This is a genomic window from Salinirubellus litoreus (assembly GCF_037335815.1).
Taxonomy (GTDB): Archaea; Halobacteriota; Halobacteria; order Halobacteriales; family Haloarculaceae; genus Salinirubellus; species Salinirubellus litoreus.
The window spans coordinates 94,201-114,825 of sequence record NZ_CP147841.1 but is presented as its reverse complement, the minus strand read 5'-3'; the positions used below and the strand labels follow the sequence as shown (position 1 = coordinate 114,825).

Annotated in this window: 17 protein-coding genes and 1 pseudogene; 7 read left to right on the top strand and 11 right to left on the bottom strand. The window is 70.0% G+C overall.

Going from position 1 to position 20,625, the window contains the following annotated elements:
* Nucleotides 1–51 precede the first annotated feature (51 nt).
* From WDJ58_RS00545 to tatC, 4 genes are all read right to left on the bottom strand, one after another.
* Nucleotides 52–765, bottom strand: a complete 714-nt coding sequence (locus WDJ58_RS00545; protein WP_338915670.1) for a queuosine precursor transporter — start codon at nucleotides 763–765, stop codon at nucleotides 52–54.
* Nucleotides 762–947, bottom strand: coding sequence for a ribbon-helix-helix domain-containing protein (locus WDJ58_RS00540; RefSeq protein WP_338915669.1), 186 nt, complete (start codon nucleotides 945–947; stop codon nucleotides 762–764). The genes WDJ58_RS00545 and WDJ58_RS00540 overlap by 4 nt, the downstream gene beginning before the upstream one ends.
* Before the next feature lie 241 nt (nucleotides 948–1,188).
* Nucleotides 1,189–1,365, bottom strand: coding sequence for a hypothetical protein (locus WDJ58_RS00535; RefSeq protein ID WP_338915668.1), 177 nt, complete (start codon nucleotides 1,363–1,365; stop codon nucleotides 1,189–1,191).
* 385 nt (nucleotides 1,366–1,750) lie between these two features.
* Complete coding sequence (gene tatC / locus WDJ58_RS00530; RefSeq protein ID WP_338915667.1) at nucleotides 1,751–4,570, bottom strand: twin-arginine translocase subunit TatC; 2,820 nt, start codon at nucleotides 4,568–4,570, stop codon at nucleotides 1,751–1,753.
* A gap of 182 nt (nucleotides 4,571–4,752) precedes the next feature.
* Between tatC and WDJ58_RS00525 the strand changes: the two genes are divergently transcribed.
* Both WDJ58_RS00525 and WDJ58_RS00520 read left to right on the top strand, forming a co-directional pair.
* Nucleotides 4,753–6,318, top strand: a complete 1,566-nt coding sequence (locus WDJ58_RS00525; RefSeq protein ID WP_338915666.1) for a twin-arginine translocase subunit TatC — start codon at nucleotides 4,753–4,755, stop codon at nucleotides 6,316–6,318.
* An 85-nt stretch (nucleotides 6,319–6,403) separates the two neighbouring features.
* Nucleotides 6,404–7,042: a histidine phosphatase family protein gene (locus WDJ58_RS00520; protein ID WP_338915665.1), complete on the top strand. Its 639-nt coding sequence runs from the start codon at nucleotides 6,404–6,406 to the stop codon at nucleotides 7,040–7,042.
* 37 nt (nucleotides 7,043–7,079) lie between these two features.
* Here WDJ58_RS00520 and larE read toward each other — a convergent pair whose 3' ends face one another.
* A complete protein-coding gene (gene larE / locus WDJ58_RS00515; RefSeq protein WP_338915664.1) occupies nucleotides 7,080–8,000 on the bottom strand; it encodes an ATP-dependent sacrificial sulfur transferase LarE in 921 nt (306 codons plus the stop codon).
* 210 nt (nucleotides 8,001–8,210) lie between these two features.
* Nucleotides 8,211–8,495, bottom strand: a complete 285-nt coding sequence (locus tag WDJ58_RS00510) for a hypothetical protein (protein ID WP_338915663.1) — start codon at nucleotides 8,493–8,495, stop codon at nucleotides 8,211–8,213.
* A 384-nt stretch (nucleotides 8,496–8,879) separates the two neighbouring features.
* Here WDJ58_RS00510 and hisS point away from each other — a divergent pair.
* The 3 genes and pseudogenes from hisS (at nucleotide 8,880) to truA (ending at nucleotide 11,750) form a co-directional block, all read left to right on the top strand.
* Nucleotides 8,880–10,200: pseudogene (gene hisS, locus WDJ58_RS00505) on the top strand (histidine--tRNA ligase).
* Between the two features lie 76 nt (nucleotides 10,201–10,276).
* Complete coding sequence (locus tag WDJ58_RS00500; RefSeq protein ID WP_338915662.1) at nucleotides 10,277–10,900, top strand: hypothetical protein; 624 nt, start codon at nucleotides 10,277–10,279, stop codon at nucleotides 10,898–10,900.
* 52 nt (nucleotides 10,901–10,952) lie between these two features.
* The gene (gene truA / locus WDJ58_RS00495) at nucleotides 10,953–11,750 is read left to right on the top strand and encodes a tRNA pseudouridine(38-40) synthase TruA (protein ID WP_338915661.1); all 798 of its coding nucleotides are present in this window, start codon (nucleotides 10,953–10,955) and stop codon (nucleotides 11,748–11,750) included.
* Between the two features lie 12 nt (nucleotides 11,751–11,762).
* On the opposite strand, the gene WDJ58_RS00490 is transcribed toward truA, so the two are convergent.
* Nucleotides 11,763–13,127 carry a M28 family metallopeptidase gene (locus tag WDJ58_RS00490; RefSeq protein ID WP_338915660.1) on the bottom strand — a complete coding sequence of 455 codons (1,365 nt, stop codon included), beginning with the start codon at nucleotides 13,125–13,127 and terminating at the stop codon, nucleotides 11,763–11,765.
* Between the two features lie 122 nt (nucleotides 13,128–13,249).
* On the opposite strand from WDJ58_RS00490, the gene pepF reads away from it, so the two are divergent.
* Together pepF and pan2 are read left to right on the top strand one after the other, a co-directional pair.
* A complete protein-coding gene (pepF, locus tag WDJ58_RS00485; RefSeq protein WP_338915659.1) occupies nucleotides 13,250–15,046 on the top strand; it encodes an oligoendopeptidase F in 1,797 nt (598 codons plus the stop codon).
* A gap of 89 nt (nucleotides 15,047–15,135) precedes the next feature.
* Nucleotides 15,136–16,359, top strand: a complete 1,224-nt coding sequence (gene pan2, locus WDJ58_RS00480) for a proteasome-activating nucleotidase Pan2 (protein WP_338915658.1) — start codon at nucleotides 15,136–15,138, stop codon at nucleotides 16,357–16,359.
* Between the two features lie 247 nt (nucleotides 16,360–16,606).
* On the opposite strand, the gene trpG is transcribed toward pan2, so the two are convergent.
* From trpG to trpD, 4 genes are read right to left on the bottom strand one after another with little or no spacing between them, the layout of a single operon-like run.
* Nucleotides 16,607–17,215, bottom strand: coding sequence for an anthranilate synthase component II (gene trpG, locus WDJ58_RS00475; RefSeq protein WP_338915657.1), 609 nt, complete (start codon nucleotides 17,213–17,215; stop codon nucleotides 16,607–16,609).
* Nucleotides 17,212–18,864, bottom strand: a complete 1,653-nt coding sequence (gene trpE, locus WDJ58_RS00470; RefSeq protein ID WP_338915656.1) for an anthranilate synthase component I — start codon at nucleotides 18,862–18,864, stop codon at nucleotides 17,212–17,214. Before trpE ends, trpG begins: the two co-directional genes overlap by 4 nt.
* Nucleotides 18,861–19,538 (bottom strand): phosphoribosylanthranilate isomerase, encoded by a 678-nt coding sequence (locus WDJ58_RS00465; protein WP_338915655.1) that lies wholly within the window; start codon nucleotides 19,536–19,538, stop codon nucleotides 18,861–18,863. Before WDJ58_RS00465 ends, trpE begins: the two co-directional genes overlap by 4 nt.
* On the bottom strand, nucleotides 19,535–20,533 hold the full coding sequence (gene trpD, locus WDJ58_RS00460) for an anthranilate phosphoribosyltransferase (protein ID WP_338915654.1): 999 nt from the start codon (nucleotides 20,531–20,533) through the stop codon (nucleotides 19,535–19,537). The genes WDJ58_RS00465 and trpD overlap by 4 nt, the downstream gene beginning before the upstream one ends.
* Nucleotides 20,534–20,625 lie beyond the last annotated feature (92 nt).

Below are 20,625 nucleotides of genomic sequence, written 5' to 3'. Positions count from 1 at the left end.
TTCGTGAGGGTCGGTACCGGCCCACGCACCGGCCCGACCTCGTCCGCCCGCTCAGTCGACGATAGAGCTCTCGTGACCGGGTTCGCGTCGACGGACGGCCCCGACGACGAGGTAGACGAACGGCGTGTCGACCACGGCGATGAGGAGCTTGAGCGCGTACTGGCCGACCATCAGCCCGAGCACGGCCGCCATCGGGAGTCGCGGGCCGACACCGAGGAACCGGGGGAGGAGGTAGAACGCGATGCCGACGAAGAGGACGGTGTCGATGGCCTGGCTGGTTGCCGTCGAGCCGACGTTCCGCAGCCAGAGGTGCTCGCCGTCGGTGGCCTCCCGGATCCGGTGGAAGACGTAGACGTCCCAGTTCTGGCTGACGAGGTAGGCGACGAGCGATCCGGCGACGATGTTGCCCGACGCGCCGAGGACGGCCGCGAACTGCTCCGGCGGGACGCTGTTCGGGGCCGCCGGGGCGGCGATGGTCGAGGCGACCAGCGCCAGCAGCACGAAGTTCATGGCGAACGCGACGTTCACGACGACCTGCGCGGCGCGCTTGCCGTAGAGTTCGGCGTAGCAGTCCGAAGCGAAGAACGTGAGCGCGTAGGCCAGCGCCGCCCCCGGGAGGAGCAGCGACTCGCCGGTGAACGGCAGCGGGACGGGCGAGGGGAACTGGAGTACCTTCGCGGCGGTCACCTGCGCGGTCACGAGCGCCGTCACGAACAGCGCCGCGAGGACCGTCGCGCCGACCGGAGGGACCTCCCGCCGGGTCATTCCTCGTCCTCTCCCTCGCCGAGGCGACCGTGACGCGCGTCGATCTCGTCGAGCAGGTCGAGGGTCTTCCGTATCGACGCCCGGACCGCGTCGCTCCGGTTGACGAACTTCCCGTCGTCGCCGACGTGCTCGTCGAGGTCCTCGAGGAGCTCCCGGGGGATCTCGACGCTTATCTTGGGCATACCCGAGTATGCGTCGAGTATTATTAAATAGGATGCGACTCGCGCCGCAACCGCAGGCGGAGGCCTCGATCCGTACGCCCGTCCGGCTACCCGAGAGCTCGCGTCCTCGGCGGCAGGGATCGGTTACCGGACGTCGGGATCGTCGACGACGGAGCCGTTCGTCACCGCGCGAGGAACAGCGACTCCCCTCGGGATTCGAGGTTCACGCCACTCCGCGCCACCGGGCGTCGAGCGGCGGCGTTCAGATCGATCCCGACTCGGCCCGCGCCACGTCGCCCGAACCGCACTCGGGACACTGGAACCAGTAGGAGTCCTCGTCGGCCGCCGAACGGAACCGCTCGCCGCAGTCGTCGCACACGTACTGGGGGGGCTGTTCCTCGATGCCGACCTTCTGTTTGACAGTGTCGATGACGGACATCTCGGTTCGGACCGTGGGCCGCCATCCGGTTATAAGCCCGTCCAGCGCTTCAGGCCGTGAAGCGCGTGTCCGCGGCCGTCAGCGGGCCTCCTCCGATTCGGTCGCGAGCCCCGTCAGGCCACTTCAACGCGACGAACCCGATCGTCCCTCCCGGCTTCAGACCACGAAGTTCGATATCGGGCCCCTCACGGGCGCGGGTTCACCGCTCGCCTGGTGAGCGACGAAGCCCCGTCGAGAGGGCGTCGACCGTCCCCGTCCCGACGGCGAAAGACCGGATCGGGGGCTCAGAGGGGTTATCGTAGCCGTCCGGAGGATTCGACCCGCCGACACAGGGTGAGGGTGGACGCCCGGGGAGAGATCGTACGAGTAACTACGATAACCCCTCTCAGTCCGCCTCCTGTCCCTCCAGTAGTGGCGGGCGTCCGCCCTTCCCGCCGAGGGCGACGTATGCCCGGACGAGTCCGAGCCCGAGGCCGTAGGCTACCATGATCGGGACGCCGAGGAGGAACATCGTGAACACGCCCCGGGGCGAAGCGAGCGCCGCGACGGCGAGGACGCCGATGGTCACCTCGCGCCACCGGTCCCGCATCGCCCGGTAGGGGACCAGCCCGCCGCGGTGGAACAGGAACATGGTGACGGGGATGTCGAGCAGGAGGCCGACCCCGACGGTCGTGAAGAAGACGAGCCAGCCGAAGTTGTTGATCCGGTAGGCGATGATCATCTCCGCGCGGACGACGTCGGCCGCGAGCCAGGAGATGATCGTCGGCGCGATGACGAGGAACCCGAGCACCGAGCCGGCGAGCAGCCCCAGGAACAGCGACCCGGCCCACGTCACGAGGACGTTCCGGTCGCCGCGGGCGAAGCCGCGCTCCTTCAGCGCCGGCCACGCGTAGTAGAGGATCAGCGGCAGGGTGGCGACGGCGGCGATGATGGTACTGACCTTGATCTCGAAGATGAGCGCCTCGACGGGGTGGAGCGTCACCAGGTTGACCGACTCCGGCGAGACGCTCGCGGGGAGCTGGTCGTAGAACGTGTTCTTCAGCGCGCCGATCCCGCCCTGGTAGAGGAAGACGAACGTCCCCGCGAGGACGAGCATGAACAGTCCGACGAGGCGGAACGCCTTCGAGGTGAGCGACTCGAGGATGAACGCGAAGTCGTAGTAGTAGCCGCCGATGTCCTCCTCGTCGACCTCCTCCTCGGAGAACGCGCTGGCCATGCCCGCGCCGGTGCGACTGAACACGCCCTCCTCGCTCTCGCCGTCCGAGCCGCTCCGACGGCGCTGTTCGGCCCGCTCGCGGGACTCGAGTACCTCGTCGAACCGGTCGAGAACGGCCCGTGCGGTCTCGTGGTCGTCGCGAGCGATCGCCCGGCTCGCGACCGCGTTGGCGTCCTCCTCGGCCATCCCGTAGAACGCCCGGTCCGGGGCGCTCCGGATCTCCTCGGCGTCGAGCGTCGAGAGGTCGACGCCGGCCGGGTCGGTCCCGGCGCGGTACGCCCACGCGACGGCGAGGCCGGCCGCGAGCAGACCCGCGAGGACGACCCCGAGGACGCCGCCGACGAGGAGCGCCGCCCAGTCGGCCGACAGCCCGGTGGCCTCGGCGAGCGGGGACAGCGACCCCGCCGGGAGGTAGCCGCCGGTGACCGCGACGTACGCCGACAGGAGCACGAGCACGACCAGCCCGGCGAGGACGTTCCAGATCTGCCCGAATCGGTCGGCCCAGTTCACCCGCCCGCGGCCGACGGAGATGGCGTCCAGGGGACTGCTCGCGTCGACTGCCCAGGTCCCCGCCGGGGCGGTCCGCTCGTCGGTCACGGCACCGACGGCCACGTCGTCGGTCGCCTCGTTCCCCGCGGCCTCGCCTCCCTCGTCCTCCGCGGCCGCTTCGGTCTCCGCCTTGACCTCGTCGAACCGGTCGAGGATGGCCTGTGCCTTCTCGGGGTCGTCCTCCTCGTGGAGCGCCCGGCGGGCCTCCGCCAGCGCCTCCTCCTCGCCGAGTTCGGCGAACGCCTCCGAGGGGACCGACTCACGGACGGCGGAGGCGGTCAGCCCCTCGAACGGGAAGTCGGCGGGGTCGCCCGCGCTCGCGGGGTCGGCGTCGTCGGCCCGGACGCCGCGGGCCCGCTCCTCGGGGGAGGGGAGATCCTCCAGCCCGCGGAACAGGAGGGTGAGGAGCGCCACCAGCGCGGCGAGCAGGGCGACGGCGACTGCCACTGCGGCCACCACGTACTCCGTCGGGATCCCCAGGACCGCATCGCGGGCGAACAGGCCCGGACGGACCGGATCGGGGAGCCGCTGGAGGGTGGCGTCGAACCGCCCAGCGAACGCCCCCGAGGCGACGTAGTAGACGAGTCCCCCGGCGACGATGGCCGCTCCGGCGAGGACGTTCCAGCGCTCGCGGGCGAGCCGGCGGAAGCCGATGACCTCGCTGGAGACGCGGGCGGTGACGACGAACCGCGCCAGCGAGAGCGACAGCCCGTAGAGAAAGAGGAGGGGGATCGCCCACATGATCTGCGTGAACGGGTCCGGGGGGGAGAACAGCGCGCCGAAGGCGAAGATGCCGAGGACGGCGTACTTCCACTTGTCGCGGAACGTCTCGTAGGGGACGATCTCGGCGTAGGCCAGCCCGGACATCACGAGCGGGAGCTGTGCGGCGAGGCCGAACGAGATCGTGAGCAGGAAGATGAACTGCGCCCAGAGGACGATGCTGTAGGTGGGTTCGAACCCCGCCTGGACGGCGTTCGAGGCGAGGAAGTCGAGCATCAGGGGGAAGAACAGGAAGTAGGCGTAGGACGCGCCGACGAGCAACAGGAAGACGCTCGCGAGCACGAGCCCGGCGATCTTCCATCGCGAGAGGTCGATCCGGTCGGGGATCCAGAGGTCGCGCTCGCGGAGGCCGTCGCGGGCGTAGTAGAGCAGGAACGGGAGCGCGAGGAGCCCCCCGACGACGAGGCCGATCTTCACCTGGAGGAGGATGACGTCGAACGGCGTGACCGCCACCACCTGGATGTTCGGGTTGGTGTGGAGGTCGGACTGCATCCGCGTCCAGACGAACCCCCGGAGCGCCCAGATGGTGAGCATGAGCCCGACCACGAACACCACGAACACCTTCTGGAGGTGGCTCTGGGCGGCCGAGAGCATCGCCCCCAGCGTCTCCCGACCGCTGTCGACGGTCCGGACGACGTCCTCGTCGATAGCGCCAGACACGGGGGACGGTACGGAGTAGCTCCCTATCAATCTCTTGCTTCGCCCGCCTCCGGAGGCCGGGCGCTCGTGCCGCCGAGGACGCGCGGCGAGCCCCGCCGGATCCGACCGCTGGACGTCGATCGCGGCGACCGCTCCGAGACAAGAAGAAGGCTTACAAGCGCATGGGACCGATAGCGGGGACGATGGGAGACGAGGTGCCCGACGAGGGGGCGGACGACGCACCCGACCCGGCCTCCGACGAGGAGCCCCCGGCCCGTGAGGACGAGCCGGCCGACCCCTCGGAGAGCGACGACGCGGGCACCGAGACCGAGAACGGGGACGGGGAACCGTCCGAGGCGGGCTGGGAGTCGGCCGACGACTGGGAGTCGATCGGGAGCGAAGACCAGCCCGAGGCCTCCGACCCGGAGGCCCCGGACGAGGGCGACGCGCCCGCCCCGGCCGGGACCGTCGACGCCGGGGGGAGCGGCGACGATCACGACGCCGACGACGGGGGGGATACCGGGGGTACAGACGACCCCGACGACCCCGGGTCCGAGCGTCCGGACGAGAACACTCCCGCCGAATCCAGCCCGGTGATGACGTCGTTCGGCGAGAGCTCCGGGGGGGACGATGACGGCGACGATTCGACAGAGGTCGGGAGCGAGAGTTCCGACGGCGGCGACGAGGAAGACGGCACGACCGACCCGAGCGAGATCCCCGACGACTACGACCCGGCGCAGCCGCCGGTCGACGTCGACTACGGGGCCCAGCAGTACACCGGCCCCGACGACGACGATTCGGGCGAGTCAAGCGACGAGGACACGGGCGAGTCGAGCGACGAGATCGACACGGAGTTCCGGCAGGCCACGGATCCCGATTCGGTGACCGAGGAGTGGGTCGCCGAGGACGCGGTGCCCGCGGCGACGGCCGACGAGACCTCGGCGGCGAAGTCCGACGGCGGGTACGCCGACGGGACGGGCGCGGTCGGCGGGTACGAGACGCCGACCGAGGAGGAGCTGTTCGAGGGGCCGGCCTCGGACCAGGAGATGCCGCTCGCGGACCACATCGAGGAGATGATCCGCCGGCTCGGCGTCGTCCTGATCGTGATGGCGATCGTCTCGGGGATCGTCTTCCCGTTCGGCGAGCGCATCATCAACTTCCTCTGGTACAGCGTGCTGGTGGCCGATCCCGTGCCACAGCCGCGGGTCTACCACCCGCTCGCGCTCATCCTGGCGCGGCTGAAGGTGGCGACGCTCGCCGGGTTCATCGTCGCGCTCCCCGTGTTCGTCTACGAGTCCTACCAGTTCATGAAGCCGGGGCTCTACCCCCACGAGCGGCGCTACTATCTCGCGAGCGTCCCGACCAGCCTCGTGCTCGCGACCGTCGGGGTTCTGTTCGCGTACTTCCTCGTCCTGCCGGCGCTGTTCACCTACTTCCTCTACTACTCCGACGAGGTGACCGTCATCGCGTTCGGGTTGACCGAGACGTTCGACCTGATGGTCCTGATGCTGGGCGGGTTCGCGTTCATCTTCCAGATCCCCCTGTTCGTGATGCTCGCCATCATGATGGGCCTGACGACCCGCCAGTGGATGGCCGACCGCCGGCTCTACTTCTGGGGGGCGTTCCTCGGGCTGGCGTTCCTGTTCAGCCCGGACCCGACCGGGATGGCCCCGATCATCGTCGCCGCGACGATGGTCGTCCTGTTCGAGGGGACGCTGTTCCTGCTCAAATGGACCAATCGCGGTCGCGAGCAGGTCTCCGGCGGCTGAACGGCACGGGCCGACGCTACCGGCTACCGGCTCGCAAGGAGGGGTAGGCGAACGGTCTTGTCGCGGGCTGACCAACGCGTCGCCGATGAGGCGCGTCCTGGTCGTTCGCCACGGGGAGACGGACTGGAACCTGCACGGCCGGATGCAGGGGTGGGCACCCGTCCCGCTGAACGCCACCGGGCGGGACCAGGCCGACCGCGTCGGCCGGTACCTCGCCCGAGAGTACGACGTCGACCGTCTCGTCGCGTCGGACCTCCACCGAACCCGCGAGACGGCCGACCGGATCGCGGCGCACGTCGACGCGTCCGCCGAACACGACCCCGCGTGGCGCGAGCGGCACGTCGGGATCTACCAGGGACTTCCCCACGACGACGTCGTCGAGCGGTTCCCCGCGTTCGCCATCGGCGAGACGGGGTTCGACGCCGTCGATCGGGTGCCCGAGTCGGGCGAGTCGCTGCTCGACGTGCGAGAGCGCGTCGCCGAGGCGTGGGAGGCCCTCCTCGACGGCGGTCCCGCGACCACCGGGGAGTGGAAGACGGCGCTGGTCGTGACCCACGGCGGTCCCATCCACCTCCTGCTGGGTCACGTCAAGGGAATGGACGCCCGGACGGCGTTGCGCGAGCACGCGCAGTCGAACTGCGCGGTGAACGAAATCCGTCTCGACGGCGACGCCGTCGAGGTGGCACGGGAGAACGACACCGGGTGGGCGGACTCGATCGAGTGAGAACGGAGGGGAGACGCGTGGGGGACCGGCTGACCGACTACTCCCCGATGGGGTAGTCGGCGTCGAGTACCGCGTCCGCGGCCGCCTGCTCGTCGCTCTCGCTCTCGGCGGCCGGGCTCACGCTCCCCGTCCGGTAGCCCGAGAGGTCGAGCGTCACGTGATCGAACCCGATCTCCGAGAGGTGGTCGCTGGCGGCCTCGGCGAAGCCGGGGTCGAGCGCGCGGTCGAGCTCCTCGGGGCCGACCTCGATGCGGGCGAGGCCGTCGTGGTCGCGCACGCGGAACTGCTCGAACCCCCACCCCCGGAGGAGGTTCTCGGCGCGCTCGACGCGCGAGAGCCGCTCCTCCGTGACTTCGAGGCCCGTCGGGATGCGCGAGGAGAGACACGCCATCGAGGGCTTGTCGGCGACCGAGAGGTCGTACCGGCGGGCGGTCTCGCGGACCTCCTCCTTCGTGAACCCGTGTTCGAGCAGCGGGGAGTAGGCGTCCATCTCCGCGACCGCGCGGAGACCGGGGCGGTGACCCTCGCCCGGGTCCGAAGCGTTCGTCCCGTCACAGACCACGCCGATGTCGAGTTCGCGGGCCCGCTCGAACATCTTCCCGAGGCGCATCGTCCGGCAGTGATAGCACCGGTCGCCGTCGTTGACGACGAAGTTCGGGTCGTCGAGTTCGGAGAAGGTCACGGTCTCGTGGCGGACGCCGATCTCGTCGGCAACCCGCTTCGCGTCCTCGAGTTCGGCCTCGGGGAGCGTCTCGCTCCGGGCGGTGCAGGCCACGGCGTCGTCGCCGAGCGCGTCGTGGGCGAGCGCGGCGACGACGCTCGAGTCCACCCCGCCGGAGAAGGCGACGAGGACGCCGTCGAACGCCGCCAGGTCCTCCCGTGCGGCCTCGATCTTCGCGTCGAGCGAGCCGTCGGTGTCGGCGTCCGGCGTCACCCCCTCGTTCGCGTGGTCGGTCATGCACGGCTCCTGGGGGGCAGGGGTGAAAAGCCGTGCGGGCACAGGCTGGTCGCTCGGTGTTTATCTCGCAGGCTCTGTCGAAATCCTCGGTCGTTGATGGGTTAGCCGGAGCCGTGAGACACAGTGGGCGCGAGTGGGTCGGGAGAAGGCGCTCTCACGGGGTCGTCGGATCGGGACTCGGGGCAAGCAAACTGATCGAGAGACTGGCGACTACGGCTCGGGCGACGCACCGACTCCATCGGCGATCGCTTGGAGGTCGGCCTTCCGGAACGTGGAATCGTCCGCCGCCTCCAGCGACTCCGCAATGCCGACCTGCGCCCGGATGAGTCGGCGCATCCGCGTTGTCGACGGCCGCCCCGCCTCGTCGACATCGACTTCGAGTGCCTCACAGATCGCCTGCAGCTCCTCCTTCGTGAACGACGCCTCGAACTCCCGTTCGAAGCGACCCGTCGTCACTCGAATCGCGTTCCGAACCTCGTGGACGGTCGGACTCATGACTCTCCACTCTCCTGTCGACTTCCTCAAGGTTCCTACTCGGACCCAACGGGACGCTCCAGGGGATGCGGAGTGGATGCGATCTCTGAGCATTGCTGAACGCATCCGCTCCGTTCGGCGCGCCACTCCTATCCGGCCACGAGAGATTCAGCAGAGCCATCCCCAGGAACATCGTCGAGCGGGCCGTGCCGCGACGAGCGAAGCGAGTCGCGGCCTTTTTGATCCAGATTTTGTGAGGAGATGTGCGCGAGCGAAGCGAGCGCACCCGACGTGGTTCGAAAGGCGCTCCGCGCCCTTTCGTCATCGCGAGAGAGCTTTGCTCTCTCGCTGAAAGCAAAAAGGTGGATCGTAAGCTTCCCTACCCGCCGCCGACAACCCGGTCCCATGACAACCTACGAGGGGCTGAAGGGGTTCCGCGACTTCTACCCCCCCGAGATGGCCGCCCGGCGGGCCGTCATCGACACGATGGAGGAGACGGCCCGGGGATACGGCTTCCGGGAGGTCGGCACCCCCCCGGCTCGAACGGGCGGCGATGTGGACCGACAAGTCCGGCGACGACATCGTCGACGAACTCTACGCCTTCGAGGACCGCGGCGGCAGGCACGTCACGCTCACGCCGGAGCTCACCCCGACGGTCGCGCGGATGGTCGTCGCCAAGGGGCAGGCACTCCAGAAGCCGATCAAGTGGTTCTCGACGCGGCCGTTCTGGCGGTACGAGCAGGTCCAGCAGGGGCGCTTCCGGGAGTTCTACCAGACCAACGTCGACATCTTCGGGACGAGCGAACCCGAGGCGGACGCTGAGATACTCGCCGTCGCGGCGGACGCGCTCACGAACCTCGGGCTCGACGACGAGGAGTTCGAGTTCCGGGTCTCCCACCGGGACATCCTCGGGGGGCTGTTCGAGTCGATGTCCGACGACGTGGACACCCGAGCGGCGATCCGCGCGGTCGACAAGTCCGAGAAGGTCGAGGACGAGGAGTACTACCGCCTGCTCGGCGAGGCGGGCCTCTCGGAGAGCGATGCCCGGCAGTTCGACGCGCTGCTCGAAGACGGGGACCTCGACGAACTCGTCGAGTTCGCCGGCACCGACCGCGTGGAGGCGGCGGTGACGAACCTCCGGGAGGTGCTCGCTGCCGCCGAGGACTTCGGCGTCCGGGAGTTCTGTGACGTCTCGCTGGAGACGGCCCGGGGGCTCGACTACTACACCGGCGTCGTCTTCGAGTGCTTCGACGCGAAGGGGCGCATCTCGCGGTCGATCTTCGGCGGCGGGCGCTACGACGACCTCGTCGAGTCGTTCGGCGGCCAGCCCACGCCCGCCGTGGGCGTGGCTCCGGGCGTGATGAACTCGACGCTCCCGCTCCTGCTGGAGGAGGCGGGCGTCCTCCCCCCCGAGGAGCTCTCGACCGACTACTACGTCCTCCGGGCGGGCGACGCGCGCGAGGTCCGGCAGGTCGCCGCCGACGTCGCGCGGGACCTCCGCGACCTCGGTCACGTCGTCGAGACCGACCTGACCGGGCGAGGGTTCGGCTCGCAGCTCTCCTACGCCGACGGCATCAACGCCGAAACCGTGGTGATCGTCGGCGAGCAGGACCTCGCGGACGACGCGGTCACGGTCAAGGACATGGAGAGCGGTGACCAGACGCAGGTCCCGCTCGCGGAGTTCCCGCCCGACTCCGGACGGCCGACCTACGAGGACTACGAGTAGCTCGTCCCCTCGTTCCCGGCGTCCGGATCGGAAGACACTTTCCGCTCGTCGCGAGCAGATCGATCGTGAGCCCTCCATGCCCGCCCCACGACGGGTAGTCCCGGTTCTCGCGCTCTGTCTCGCGCTCCTGATCGCCGGCTGTGCCGGATCGGTGCCGGGTCTCGGATCGACCGACCCGGCGTTCGAGGAGTCCGGTCTCGACACGCTCCAGGTAACGGAGCCGACCTGCGGGACGCCGCGGTCCTCGAACAGCTCGTCGGTCAGCAGGCCCGTCCCCGGCGGTCGGAAGCTCTCGATAAACACCACTATCCCCGTTCGATCGCGGCACGCGGAACTCGAGGCCTCGTTCGAGGAACTGGGTCCCCACCGCTTCGAACTGGCGGTCGAGCGGACGAACGGCTCCGGCGTCCCCGACTGCTACCTCGAGACGCGGTACAACGCCACGATCAACCTCACCGACGACGTGACCGAGCGATACACGCTCCTCGTGACGTACGACGGTGTTCTCGTCGCGGCGTACTTCGCCGATCCCGACGGGTCGGGCGTGAGTCACGGGCTAGTCCCCGAGAGCCGGTACGCACCGTGGGCCTGGAACGTGACCGACGGCGTGCCCGCCGGTGGCTCCGGCGGGAGCGGGGGCGACACGGGCGGTGGGAGCGCCGGTGGCGGTGGAGGTGGGACTTCGGGCGGGAGCGGCTGACGCGACCACCCGATGCGTCCCAACTAAGTGTCATCGTGTCGTCCGGGCGGCCGTGCGCGCGTACAGGATCGCATACGACGGGACGGCCTACCGGGGGTTCCAGCGCCAGCCCCACGGCGAGACCGTCGAGGACGCGCTGCTCGACGCGCTCCGTTCGCTCGACGTTCTCGAAGCGGGCGAGGACACCCCGCCGGGGTACGCCGCGGCCGGCCGGACCGACGCCGGCGTCTCCGCCCTCGCCCAGACGGTGGCGTTCGAGGCCCCCGACTGGCTGACCCCCCGCGCGCTGAACGGCGAACTCCCCGCCGACGTCAGGGCGTGGGCGAGCGCCGAGGTCCCCCGCGAGTTCCACGCGACCCACGACGCGCGGAGCCGGACCTACGCGTACCACCTCCACGCACCGAAGGCCGCCGAGCGGCTCGCACGGGCGGTCGCCGAGCGGCTCTCGGGCGAGCACGACTTCCACAACCTCACGAGTGACGACGACGGGACCAGCCGACACCTCCGGGCGAGCGCGACCCGCGAGGGTTCCTTTCTCACCTGTCACTTCCGGGCCGGCGGATTCCCCCGGGGGTTCGTCCGCCGGGCGGTTCGACTGATCGAGGCGGTGGCGACCGGCGACCGTTCCATGAAATTCGTCGACCGCGTTCTCGCGCCGGAGCCGCTCGCGGGTCCCGACGGCGTGGGTGCCGCACCCCCCGGACCGCTGGTACTCCTGTCGGTCACCTACGGGATCGGGTTCGCGGTCGACGAGCGGGCGGCGGCGAGCGCCCGCGAGGTCTTCGGGTCGCGGCGAGCGACGGCGAGCGCCCGATCACGGGCGATGGGGATGCTCGCCGACGGTGTGTAGTCTCTCGTCGCCTCACCAGCCCTCCGGCCAGATGCCCGCGGCGCGCATCCCCGCCTCGGCGTCGTCCTCGCGGAGGCGGTCGGCGAGCCTGGTCGTATCGACCCGCGGCGGGTCGGCCCGTGCGACCGCGTCGACGAGCAGCGCACACAGCCCCGCGTGCTCGCGGACGTTCCGGATCTCGACCTTGTCGAGCGTGTCCGCTCGGGTGTGGGCGACCGGGAGGCCGCGCGGTCCCCACGAGCCGTCGTCGTCGGGGGGGACGCTGTGGAGCTGGAGCGAGGGGACGCCCGCCCGGAGGAACGGCCAGTGGTCGCTGTAGGAGTGGGGACGATTCTCGACGACGAGCGGTTGCTGGACCCCTTCGACCGTCTCGCGTGCGAGCCGTTCGATCGCCTCGCTCCCCTGAGTGTAGGCCTTCAGGTTCCTCGCTCTCCCCGCACCGTCGACGTTGACGACCGCGGACACCGAGTCGAGGTCGAGCGAGTCGGCGAGCGCGCGGCTCCCGAGCAGGCCGGTCTCCTCGCAGGAGACGCCGGCGACGACCACCCGCCGGTCGAGCGAGCGGTCGGCGAGGAGCCGGGCGGCCTCGACGGCGACAGTCAGCCCGCAGCCGTTGTCGAGCGCCCCCTCCCCGAGGTCGTGGGCGTCCATGTGCGCGAGCACGATCACGCACTCGTCGGTGTCGGGACCGAGTTCGGCGACGACGTTGCGCGAGTTCGCCTCGTCCGTGTCGGCCTCGACGCGGAGCCGCGCGGACGCGCCGTCTGCGGCGTACCGGCCGAGCCGCTCGCCGGCCTCGTGGCTCACCCCCACCGCCGGGACGGCGGCGGGTTCGCCGAACCGGAGCGTCCCCGTGACCGGGAGCCCGCCGGGCGTGTCGTTGACGAGGACGAACGCTTCGGCACCCGCGGCGACCGCGTGACCGTACTTCTCCATCCGGTGGACGTGGCGTGGGCCCGACGATCCCTGCCGGGCGAGGACGATACTTCCCGCAGGGTCGACATCGTCGAGTTCGGCGGGCGTGCCCTGCCCGGCGTCGACGAGCGGCGCGCGGACGTCGCCGGCGGGGGTGTAGGGGAGGCCGACGGTCTCGAACGACCGGCCCGTTTCCCCCGAGCCTGCCGGGGCGACGAGTTCGGCCTCGCCCCGCGTCCACCGCGTGATCGGAAAGGTGACCTCGCGGGGGTCCGCGCCGACGTCGGCGAGCGCCGAGGCGACGAGTTCGGCCGCCCGGCGCTCGCCGGGGTGCCCGCCCATCCGGTTGCCCGCGTCGGTGAGCCGCTCGATGAACCGGGCCGGGAACGGGTCGGTCGCCGCCCGACCCATCGTGGCCGCGTCCGCGTGCGTCCGCGTGTCCGTATCGCTGCCCGTCTCCATATCGCTACCCGGGCCGGGCCGGGGGTAAAGCCCCGGGGACTCGCCGTCAGGGACGACCCGCTCTCCCCGGTCGTCGATCGGCGGTACGATGCGTTTAGGAGTCGGCTCGTCCTACCGGGCGTATGAGTTCGACCGACGTCCCCGAGCGAGGGGAGGTGGAGGACGCGTACAAGTGGTCGCTCGGTTCGATGTTCGCCGACGACGAGGCCTGGGAGGCCGCGTTCGAGGACGTTCAGGAGCGGATCGCCGAACTGGAGCAGTACGAGGGCCGGGTGACCGAGTCGGCCGAGACGCTCGGGGCAGTGCTCTCGACGCGCGAGTCGGTCATGCGGGAGGTGGCCAACGTCGCCTCGTACGCCCGGATGCGAAGCGACGAGGACACCACCGACCAGCAGTACCAGGCCTACCGGGCCCGGTCGTCGTCGCTCGCCAGCGAGGCGTCCTCGGCGTCGTCGTTCGTCGAGCCCGAGCTCCAGGAGCTCACCCGCGAGGAGATCGACGAGCTCGTCGACGAGACCCCCGACCTCGATGAGTACGAGCACTACTTCGACGACGTCATGCGGACGAAGGAGCACACCCGCTCGGCGGAGGTCGAGGAGCTGCTCGCCGACCTTTCGGAAGTGCTCGGCGGGGGCGGCGACGTCTACCAGCTGCTGACGAACGCCGACATGGAGTTCCCGACCGTCGAGGACCCCGACGGGAACGATCGGCGGATCACGATGTCGAACTTCACGACGCTCCAGAAGAACCGCGACCGGGTGTTCAGGCGGCGGGTCCACGAGGCGTTCTACGACGAGTGGGGGGAGTTCCGTAACTCGATCGCCACCGCCCACGAGAACAGCGTCCGGACGGACGTGAAGATCGCGCGGATACGCGGCTACGACACCGCGCGGGAGGCGAGCCTCGACGGCCCGAACGTCCCCATCGAGGTGTACGACAACCTCCTCGAAACCGTTCGCGAGAACCTCGCCGTCCTCCACCGGCACGCCGAACTCAAGCGGGATCGCCTGGGCGTCGACGAACTCCGGATGTGGGACCTCCACGCGCCGCTCACCGAGAGCGACTCCCCGGAGGTGTCCTACGAGGAGGCCAAAGAGCACGTCGTCGCCGCCATCGAACCCCTCGGCGAGTCGTATCAGTCGCGGGCCGCCGAGGGGCTCGAATCGCGGTGGGTCGACGTCTACGAGACGGCGAACAAGCGTTCCGGCGCGTACTCCGGCGGCACGTACGACTCCCAGCCGTTCATCCTGATGAACTACCAGGACGACATCACCTCGATGTACACGCTGGCCCACGAGCTGGGCCACTCGATGCACTCCGAGCTCACCAGCGAACACCAGCCCTACGTCTACTCGAACTACGACATCTTCACCGCGGAGGTCGCCTCGACGGTCAACGAGGCGCTCCTGACCGAGCACCTGCTGGAGACCGTCGAGGACGAGGCCTTCCGACGGCACGTCCTCGACGAGTACCTCGAACGGTTCCGATCGACGCTCTTCCGGCAGACGATGTTCGCCGACTTCGAACACCGCACCCACGAGGTCATCGAGGAGGGCGGTGCGCTCACCCCGGACGAACTCGACGAGCTCTACGGCGACCTCAAGCGCGAGTTCTACGAGCCCGCCATCGTCGACGAGGGGATCACCCGCGAGTGGATGCGCGTCCCGCACTTCTACTACGGATTTTACGTTTATCAGTACGCGACGGGCATCTCGGCGGCCAACGCCATCGTCAAGGGGATCCGGGAGGAGGGCGACCCGGCCGCCGAGCGCTACCGGGAGTTCCTCCGGCTCGGCTCGCGGGAGTACCCGCTCGACCTCCTCCGCCGGGCGGGTGTCGACATGGCCTCCCCCGACCCGGTCGAGGCGGCCATCGACGCCTACGACGATCTCGTCGGGGAGTTCGAGTCGCTGACCTGAACTGGGGGCTCCCCAGGACTACCGACCCCCCGCTTGCCACGGCAACCCAAAAGCACTTCTACGGAGGCGCGACTAACTACGCCAACCAGATGTCCCGCAGTCCGTCGCTTCCAGACAGACCGTCGCTCGACCTCGACCCCGAGATGTCGGAGGACGAGCGCCTGGACGCTTTACGAGCACACTTCGCCGACATCGTACAGGTCCACGACGAGCTCGCGGACCAGCTAGACGCCGCCCGGAGCCGACGGGGTGACCTCCAAGACGAGGTCGACCAGCTCCAGCGGGAGAACGAGGCGCTCAAGACCTCCTCGCTCTACCTCGCCACCGTCGAGGAGGTCTCGCCGGACGACGACGAGGTGGTGCTCAAACAGCACGGCAACAACCAGGAGGTCCTCACGGACGTCTCCCCGCGCCTCTCCGAACGCCTCGAAGCCGGCAACCGCGTCGCGATCAACGACTCCTTCGCGGTCCAGAGCCTCCTCGACAACGAGACCGACGCCCGGGCCCAGGCGATGCAGGTCGAGGAGTCGCCCAGCGTCGAGTACGCCGACATCGGCGGGCTGGAGGAGCAGGTCCGCGAGGTCCGGGAGGCCGTCGAAGCGCCGCTGATGGATCCCGAGCGGTTCGAGACGGTCGGCATCGAGCCACCCACGGGCGTGCTGCTCCACGGCCCGCCGGGGACGGGCAAGACGATGCTCGCCAAGGCCGTCGCCAACCAGACCGACACGACGTTTATAAAGATGGCCGGGTCCGAACTCGTCCAGAAGTTCATCGGCGAGGGTGCCCGGCTCGTCCGGGACCTGTTCGAGCTCGCCGAGGAGCGAGCCCCCGCCATCATCTTCATCGACGAGATCGACGCCATCGCCTCCAAACGCACGGAGTCGAAGACCTCCGGCGATGCGGAGGTCCAGCGGACGATGATGCAGCTGCTCTCGGAGATGGACGGGTTCGACCAGCGCGGTGACATCTCCATCATCGCCGCCACGAACCGGTTCGACATGCTCGACCGCGCCATCCTCCGGCCCGGGCGGTTCGACCGCCTCATCGAGGTTCCCGAGCCGAACCTCGACGGCCGGCGCGAGATACTCGCGATCCACACGCGGGAGATGAACGTCGACGACGACGTCGACATGGAGGCGCTCGCCGAGGAGACCGACGGCTTCACCGGGGCCGAGCTCGAGTCGCTCGCCACCGAGGCCGGGATGTTCGCCATCCGCGACGAGCGCACCGAGATCCGCATGACCGACTTCGAGGAGGCGATGGAGAAGATCACCCGCGACGACTCGCCCGGGACGCCCGTGGCCTTCTATTAAACCATCTTTTTCCGGCTCGGGTGCGCCTTCGGCGCACCGCTCGCCGCAAAAACATGGGTGAAAAAGGCCGCACCTCGCTACGCTCGGTGCGGTGTCGTACGAAAGACCGCTCTGCGGTCTTTCGTGATGACGAGAGACGCCGTAGGCGTCTCTCGAACCAAAACGCCTCGCTCGCTGACGCTCCCTCGGCGTATGCTACGTTACAGCCGAGCAGTCACACGGGGTACGGAACCGCGATCTCGACCGTTCAGACGCCGTCGAGGAAGTTCTCGATGACGTCGTGGCCCACACCCGTCAGCACCGACTCGGGGTGGAACTGCACGCACTCGATGGGGTACTCCCGGTGGCGCACCCCCATGACGAGGTCCTCGCCCGAGTCCGCCGTGGTGGCCGAGACTTCGAAGCAGTCCGGCACCTCGGTCGCGATCAGCGAGTGGTAACGCCCGGCCGTGAACCCCTGATCGAGCCCCTCGAAGACGCCCCGACCGTCGTGGTCGATGGGGAACGCCTTGCCGTGGATCGGTCGGGGGGCACGGCCCACGCTCCCGCCGTACTCGTAGACGGCGGCCTCGAGCCCGAGACACACGCCGAGCGTCGGGACGGTCGGCGAGAGCTCCCGGAGGACGTCCATCGTGACGCCGACGTCGCGGTCGTTCTTCGGGTGGCCCGGCCCCGGCGAGATGACGATGGCGTCGGGGTCCTGTGCTCGGATCTCGTCGACCGACGCGGTGTTCCGAAGCACGCCCGCCAGTTCCGTGCCCGGGAGCTGGCTCACGTACTCGACGAGGTTGTACGTGAACGAGTCGAAGTTGTCGACGAACAGCACCCGTTTCGCGGAACTGTCGGCGACGCTCATCGGGACACCCCCCGTTCGCGCTCGCGCTCGGGCGGCTCCTCGATGCGTTCGAGCGCCGCGAGCACCCCGTCCATCTTCTTCTCGGTCTCCTCGTACTCGCTGGTCGGGTCCGAGTCGGCGACGATACCCGCACCGGCCTGGACGGTGATCAGGTCCTCGGGACGGGACGGCGTACAGCCGTCACGGTCCTCACCGCCGCTGCCGACTCCCGCCTCCACCGTCGCGGTGCGGATGACGATGGCGAAGTCGGCGTCGCCCGTCCAGGAGTAGTAGCCGACACCGCCGCCGTACACCCCTCGTGGCTCGCGTTCGAGCGCGTCGATGATCTCCATCGCGCGGATCTTCGGCGCGCCCGAGAGGGTCCCGGCGGGGAACGCGGCCCGGGTGGCGTCGAACGCGTCGTGCTCGGGGGCGAGTCGACCGGTCACCGTCGACTCGATGTGCTGGACGTGGCTGTACTTGAGGACGTTCATGAACTCCTCGACGCGGACGCTCCCGGCCTCGCTCACCCGCCGGACGTCGTTTCGCGCGAGGTCGACGAGCATCGTGTGCTCCGCCCGCTCCTTCTCGTCGGCGAGCATCTCGCCGGCGAGCCGTCGGTCCTCAACGGGGGAGGCTCCCCGGGAGCAGGTCCCGGCGATGGGGTTCGCCATCACCTCCTGTCCCCGGACGGAGACGAGCGTCTCGGGGGAGGCTCCCACGACGGTCAGGTCGTCGTGGGCGAGCAGGTACATGTACGGCGAGGGGTTGACCTCGCGCAGGGCGCGGTAGAACCCGAGCGTGTCGACCTCCCCGTGGAGTTCGCGCTTGCGGGAGATGACCCCCTGGTAGATGTCCCCGTCGAGGACGTGTTCCTTCGCCCGGCGGACCGCGTCCTCGTACTCGTCCTGCGGGCCGGCGTCCTCCCCTCTCCGGACGAACCCGCCGGTTTCCGGCTCGGTCGCCCCCGATAGCAGCTCCTCCACCCGGTCGGCCTCGGCGAGCAGTTCGCCGTAGATCTCGTCGGGGTCGTCGTCCTCACGGACGACGGGGGTGAACACGAGCGAGACGGTGTCGGCACCGTCATCGAACGCGAGCGTTCGGGTGGTGAGGACGAACTGTGCGTCGGGGAGCCGCGAGTCCGGTCGTTCGAGGCCGACCTCCGCGAGGTGGAGGTCGTAGACGGCGTCGTAGGTGAGGAATCCCACGAGACCGCCGTCGAGCGTCTGTCGGTCGCTCTCGGGGAAGTTCCGTCGGGGTATGTCGGGGAGTGCCGCCCGGAGGGTGTCGACGGTGTCACCGTCCTCCGCCGCATCGGGGGTGAGGAGCCCCTCGTAGCCGGGGTCGAACGTCTCGACGTCGGTCCCGCGAGGACCGACCGTGACGACCGCCGAGGGGTCGTAGCCTACGAACGAGAAGCGGGCGTGTCTGTCGGCACCTCGATCCGCCGAGAACGCCCCGTCGGGGTCGCTGGAGGCGACCTTCTCCGCGCTCTCCAGGAGGAACGTGTACGGCGCGCGGTCGGCGTCGCTCGTCCGGCCGACGAGGGCGGCGTACGCCGCGAGCGGCTCGACGTCGACGTCGAGGTCGACGGCCACACGGATCACGGCGGGGCCGTCGGTAGCGTGCTCGCGGAACGTCTCGCGGTCGGTGTCCACGGCGCGGGTCACGGTTCGGCCGTCACCCCCTCGTCGGCCCGCTCGCCGGCACGCTTCGCCCGGCGGACGAACCCCCGGACCGCGTCGTGGTCCTTTCGACCTGGAACCTCGCCCTCGACGCCGCTGGCGACGTCGACCGCGAACGGTCGAACCGTCCGGACGGCCTCGGCGACGTTCGACGGGATCAGTCCGCCCGCCAGGACGACCGGGACGTCGAGGTCCCGGACGACCTCGCGGGTGCGCTCCCAGTCGTGGGTCTCGCCGGTGCCGCCGGCACCGGAGTCGTCCACCGAGTCGACGACGAGGCCGTCGGCGACGGCGGCGTACTCGGCGGCGGTCCGGTGGTCGGTGGCGACGAGGACGTCCCCGTCGAAGCTCCCGCCGAGCGCCTCGACCTCCGCGGGGGTGAGGTCGCCGTGGACCTGCACGGCGTCGGTGCCGACGCGCTTTGCGAGTTCCGCACACTCGGCGACCGATCCCGGCATCGTCACGAGGACGCTCGTGACGAACGGCGGGACCGCGTCGGCGAGTTCGCGGGCACGGGCGGCCGGGACCTCCCGCGGGGTATCGACCGGGACGTCGGCGACGATCCCGACCGCGTCGGCCCCCGCCTCGACTGCGACGCCGAGGTCGGTCTCGTCGGTCAGCCCGCAGACCTTCACGCGGAGGGCGCTCGCCCCGCTCATGCGCCCGATCGGAGTTCGTCGAGTTTGGCAGCGGCCGCGCCGGAGTCGATGGCCTCGCGGGCGCGTTCGACGCCCTCCTCGAGCGAGTCGGCCTCGTCGGAGACGTAGATGGCCGCGCCGGCGTTGGCGAGGATGATATCCCGCTTCGCGCCCCGGACGTCGCCCCCGACGATGCCCCGGAGGTCGGCCGCGTTCTCCGACGGTGTGCCCCCTGCGACGTCGGCGACCGGGGCCGAGTCCAGCCCGAGATCGGCCGGCGTGAGGGTGAACTCCCTGATCTCCTCGCCCCGCATCTCGGCGGCGGTCGTCTCGCCGTGGAGGGCGATCTCGTCCATCCCCGAGCCGTGGACGACGAGTGCGCGCTCGACGTCCATCCGGGCGAGCGCCCGGGCCATCACCGGCACCAGGTCGGGGTCGTACACCCCGACGACCTGCGCGTCCGCGCCCGCGGGGTTGGTGAGCGGGCCGAGGACGTTGAACACCGTCCGCATCCCGAGTTCCTTCCGCGGGCCGATGACGGCCTTCATCGCGGGGTGGAACACGGGCGCGAGCATGAACCCGATCCCGTCGCGCTCGATGGCTCGCTCGACGGCCTCGGGCTCGGCGTCGACGTTTACCCCGACCTCCTCGAGGACATCGGCGCTCCCCGAGGAGGAGGAGACCGAGTAGTTCCCGTGCTTGGCGACCGGGACGCCCGCACCGCCGACGACGATGGCGCTCGTCGTCGAGACGTTGATCGTGCTGTGGTCGTCGCCGCCCGTCCCGCAGGTGTCGACCAGCGGCGTCCGGTCGGGGTGGATGGTCCGTGCGACCTCGCGCATCCCCTCGGCGAGACCGGCGATCTCGGCCTCCGTCTCGCCCTTCGCCCGGAGCGCCGCCAGGAACGCCCCGATCTGGGCCTCGGTCGCTCCCTCGAACACCAGTCGGGCGGCCTCTCGGGCCGCCGACTGACTGAGGTCCTCGCCCTCGGTCACCCGTTCGATGTAGTCCTTCATGGTATCACTGATGTACGTCTTCGTCTTGTGATGTTCATATCAGTACATCCGCTTAAGCGTGTCGCCATCGGGGCGGTACCGGGACCCCGAGG